Origin of the sequence: Laedolimicola sp. (genome assembly GCF_051972735.1) — a bacterium.
Taxonomy (GTDB): domain Bacteria; phylum Bacillota; class Clostridia; order Lachnospirales; family Lachnospiraceae; genus Laedolimicola; species Laedolimicola intestinihominis.
In genome coordinates, this window is the sequence record NZ_JBOKYU010000078.1 from 1 (window position 1) to 4,161 (window position 4,161).

General features: G+C 50.4%; 3 protein-coding genes. 1 reads left to right on the top strand and 2 read right to left on the bottom strand.

Going from position 1 to position 4,161, the window contains the following annotated elements; all coding sequences use genetic code 11:
* Window positions 1-204: 204 nt before the first annotated feature.
* Together ACTRC3_RS11510 and ACTRC3_RS11515 are read right to left on the bottom strand one after the other, a co-directional pair.
* A complete protein-coding gene (locus tag ACTRC3_RS11510) occupies window positions 205-1,578 on the bottom strand; it encodes a sodium-dependent transporter (protein ID WP_440323165.1) in 1,374 nt (457 codons plus the stop codon).
* A gap of 158 nt (window positions 1,579-1,736) precedes the next feature.
* Complete coding sequence (locus ACTRC3_RS11515; RefSeq protein ID WP_440323166.1) at window positions 1,737-3,164, bottom strand: aspartate ammonia-lyase; 1,428 nt, start codon at window positions 3,162-3,164, stop codon at window positions 1,737-1,739.
* 162 nt (window positions 3,165-3,326) lie between these two features.
* Here ACTRC3_RS11515 and ACTRC3_RS11520 point away from each other — a divergent pair.
* The coding region (locus tag ACTRC3_RS11520) for a LysR family transcriptional regulator (RefSeq protein ID WP_440323167.1) at window positions 3,327-4,161 on the top strand (835 nt) is incomplete at its 3' end.

Here is a 4,161-nt window from a genome sequence, read left to right on the forward strand (position 1 = left end):
GGATAATATATTATCTATAAATGCTAAAAATAGATAAAACTATATAATATATTATACATAAATGGATGAACATATTCAAGAAATAAAAGATGGAATGATGTTAAAAAAAGGAAGGCGGAATTTACCTGCGCAAATAGAAAAAGAGGTGTCACAAATAGCCTGTTTTGACTATTTGTAACACCTCTTCTAAGATATCGGATAGGACTACATCGAAATCCACCCAAAGGCGTTTGCCACGGAGCTGAGCAGGATAATGACTGCAAAGACCGGGCCAAGATACTGGATCATGACGCGGAAAATCTTCTTTCTCTTAAAAGACTGTTCCCCGTGGAGCACTTCTTCTTCAATTCCCTTTACGCCGATGACTCTGGACACCAGAAGGCAGGTAGCGACTGCCGCGATGGGCATCATTACAGAGTTGGTCAGGAAATCAAAGAAATCCAGAAACTGCATACCGATGATTTTCACAGCAGCCAGGGGACCGTAGCCCAGGGAGGACAGGGTTCCCAGAGCGAGCATAATGATACCGATCATGACAGTGGCCTTTTTGCGGCCCCAGCCAAGCTCGTCCTCGAAGGTGGATACCGCGCTTTCGGTCAGGGCGATGGAGCTGGTCATAGCTGCGAAGAGTACCAGCAGGAAGAACAGGACACCCACGACAGTTCCCATCCCCATGCTGTCGAAGACCCTTGGGATGGTGATGAACATCAGCGCCGGTCCGGCCTGCAGCGTATCCGGATCTCCGCCGGAGAAGGCGAATACTGCCGGAATGATCATCAGGCCCGCCATAATCGCGATGGCTGTATCGAAAATCTCCACATTTTTCGTGGACTCTTCAATCGAAACATCTTTCTTCATATAAGAGCCGAAGGTCACCAGAATACCCATGGCGATGGACAGAGAATAGAACATCTGCCCCATGGCCGCCACCACGGTCATCCAGGAAAAATTCTCCGGATTCGGTACCAGGAAATACTTCACGCCAGCCAAAGCCCCCGGTCTGGTTATGGAGTAAACGGCAATGATGACGGATAATACCACCAGAATCGGCATCATAATCTTGGATACCCGCTCAATTCCATTGCGGACGCCTGCGTAGATAATCAGCAGGGTACACAGAGAAAATACGATGAAGCAAAGCTCTGTGGAGACGCCATTGGAAATGAAGGCGGAGAAATAACCGTCCGCAGCCAGGGTATGTCCGTTTCCGATGATATATTCTACCAGATATTTGATAACCCAGCCGCCGATAACGGAATAGTAGGGCACAATCAGTACCGGAATAATCGCGTTGATCCAGCCGCCGAAGGACAGCCATTTAGACTTTCCAAAGGAATGGTAAGCGCCGACCGGGCTCTTCTTTGTCATACGTCCCAGGGCTGTCTCAGCCACGATCATAGTGTAGCCAAAGGTCAGGGCCAGAACGATATAAACCAGAAGGAAAATACCGCCGCCATATTTGGCGGCCAGGTACGGAAAGCGCCAGATATTGCCCAGGCCTACGGAAGCGCCTGCAGCAGAAAGCACGAAGCCCAGTTTTCCCGAAAAAGAGCTTCTTTTGTGGTTGTGTGAACTCATAAATCTATCCCCCTATAGTTGATTGGTCGTGTAGGGTATAGTGTACCACAGAGGGCAAAAAAAAGCAATCAAAGACCGACGCCCGCGAAAGATGGCAGTAAACGCGGGCGTCGGTCTCATGATCAGGAAATTATTATGTAAAAATGGCTATGTAAAAATCAGTCTTTCTTCAGAAGCTCCTTTCCGGAGATACCCGGCTCGGTCATCTGAACCGGATTCAGAATTTCATCAAGCTCTGCTTCCGTCAGCAGTTTCTCCTTCAGAATCAGTTCCCGGACGGAATCGCCGGACTTCATGGCTCTCTTGGCGATATCGGCGGCCTTCTGGTAGCCCACATGGGGGCAGATGGCAGTGATAATACCCACGCTGTTTTCTACCAGATAACGGCAGCGCTCCTCATTGGCAGTGATTCCAATGACGCAGTTGTCTACGAAGGTCTCTACGGCGTAAGCCAGGGTATCGATGGACTGGAACAGGCAGTAGAAGATGATCGGCTCGAAAGCGTTCAGCTCCAGCTGGCCTGCCTCAGCAGCCATGGTGATGGTCATGTCATTTCCGATGACATTGAAGGCAACCTGGTTCACTACCTCAGGAATAACCGGGTTTACCTTGCCCGGCATGATGGAAGAACCATTCTGCTTTGCCGGAAGGTTAATCTCATGGAAGCCTGCGCGGGGACCGGAGGACATGAGACGAAGGTCATTGGCAATCTTCGATAAGGTAACGGCGCAGGCCTTGATAGCGCCGGATACGGATACGAACGGGTCAAGGTTCTGGGTGGAATCAATCAGGTCGAAGGCCTGGATAAAGTCCATACCGGATACCTCAGACAGATTCGGAACGATACGCTTTAAGTAAGCTTCGTCTGCGTTGATACCGGTACCGATGGCAGTACCGCCCATGTTCAGGGAACGCATCTCGTCCATGGCGATGTCCATACGGCGGATATCACGCATAACTGCGACAGAGTATGCCTTGAATTCCTGTCCCAGACGGATGGGAACCGCGTCCTGCATCTGGGTACGTCCCATCTTGATGACATGGTCAAATTCCTCTGACTTTGCGGAAAACGCGTCGTGAAGACGAAGAAGCTCTTTCTTCAGATTCTTCAGCAGACGGAGGGAAGTCATCTTGCCTGCAGTCGGAATGACGTCGTTGGTGGACTGGCCGCAGTTTACATGGTCGTTGGGATGTACGATAGAGTAATCGCCCTTCTGGCCGCCCAGAAGCTCGATGGCGCGGTTGGCGATGACTTCATTTGCATTCATATTGATAGAGGTTCCGGCGCCGCCCTGAATCGGGTCAACGATGAAGTCCTCGTGATGCTGACCGGCCAGAATCTCGTCGCAGGCCTTCACGATGGCGTCTGCCCGCTTCTTATCCAACAGGTTAATCTCGCAGTTGGTGATGGCAGCGGCCTTCTTAATATAAGCCAGGCTGTTGATAATCTCCGGATGCATATTCAGTCCGGTGATATGGAAATTTTCTGCGGCACGCAGGGACTGGACGCCGTAGTACACGTCTTCGGGGACGTCTTTGGTACCGATGGAATCTTTTTCAACTCTATATTCTGTCTTGTCGCTCATAACAATTCTCCTTCAGTAAATAACGTAATTTTTAAACCTGATTTTTGCGCGCTTTTCAAATTTCATTGTTGAGCTTATTATAGCAACCTGCTACAATATAAGCAAATACATATATTTCTATAATCTATATAACTTTAAAATTATGTTATGGGGAGGAAAATCATGTTCCGCGGAATGGAATACGTCTATGCAGTTTATCAGGAAAAAAGTATCTCCCGGGCGGCTGAGCGCCTGTGTATTTCCCAGCCGTCCCTAAGTGCCAATATCAAAAGAATTGAAGGAAAAGTGGGATATCCGCTTTTCGATCGGAGCACCAAGCCCCTGTCCCTGACCGAATGCGGCGAGCGATACATCCGCTCCGTGGAGCAGATCATGGCCATTGAAAATGAATTCTCCGACTACGTAAACGATTGGGGCGACCTGAAAACCGGTAATCTGGTGCTGGGTGGCAGCAGCCTCTTTGCATCCTGGGTATTGCCCGGCCTCATCGGTCGATTTTCCGTCCGTTACCCTAAGGTACATGTGGAGTTGATAGAGGAGAGCACCGCCGAGCTGGCCCGCCTTCTGCAGCAGGGCCGAATTGACATGATGCTGGACAACTGCAGACTGGATCCCCGACTTTTCGATCACGCCGTCTATCGAGAAGAAACTCTGTTTCTGGCCGTACCCCGTAAGTTCCCGGCCATCCGGGGAGCCAGCCCCTACATGGTTTCCCGGGAAATGATCGTGACCGGTGGCTGGAAAGACGAGTCCGTCAAATCCGTCCCTCTGAAGCTCTTTGCCCAGGAACCCTTCGTTATGCTGAAACCTGAAAACGACACCCGCAAGCGCGCCGTTGAAATTTTACAGACCGCCGGCATCACCCCCGACATTTCTCTGGAGCTGGATCAGCAGCTGACCTCCTATCACGTAGTCTGTTCCGGCCTGGGGATAGCCTTTGTCAGCGATACGTTGATCCGCGAGGTTCCCGCCCGCAGCGACGTGGCCTATTTCAAGC

What these genes read in the sequence shown, in the direction of transcription:
- ACTRC3_RS11510 (WP_440323165.1), bottom strand. Translation starts at nt 1,578, where the DNA reads ATGAGTTCACACAACCACAAAAGAAGCTCTTTTTCGGGAAAACTGGGC.
- ACTRC3_RS11515 (WP_440323166.1), bottom strand. Translation starts at nt 3,164, where the DNA reads ATGAGCGACAAGACAGAATATAGAGTTGAAAAAGATTCCATCGGTACC.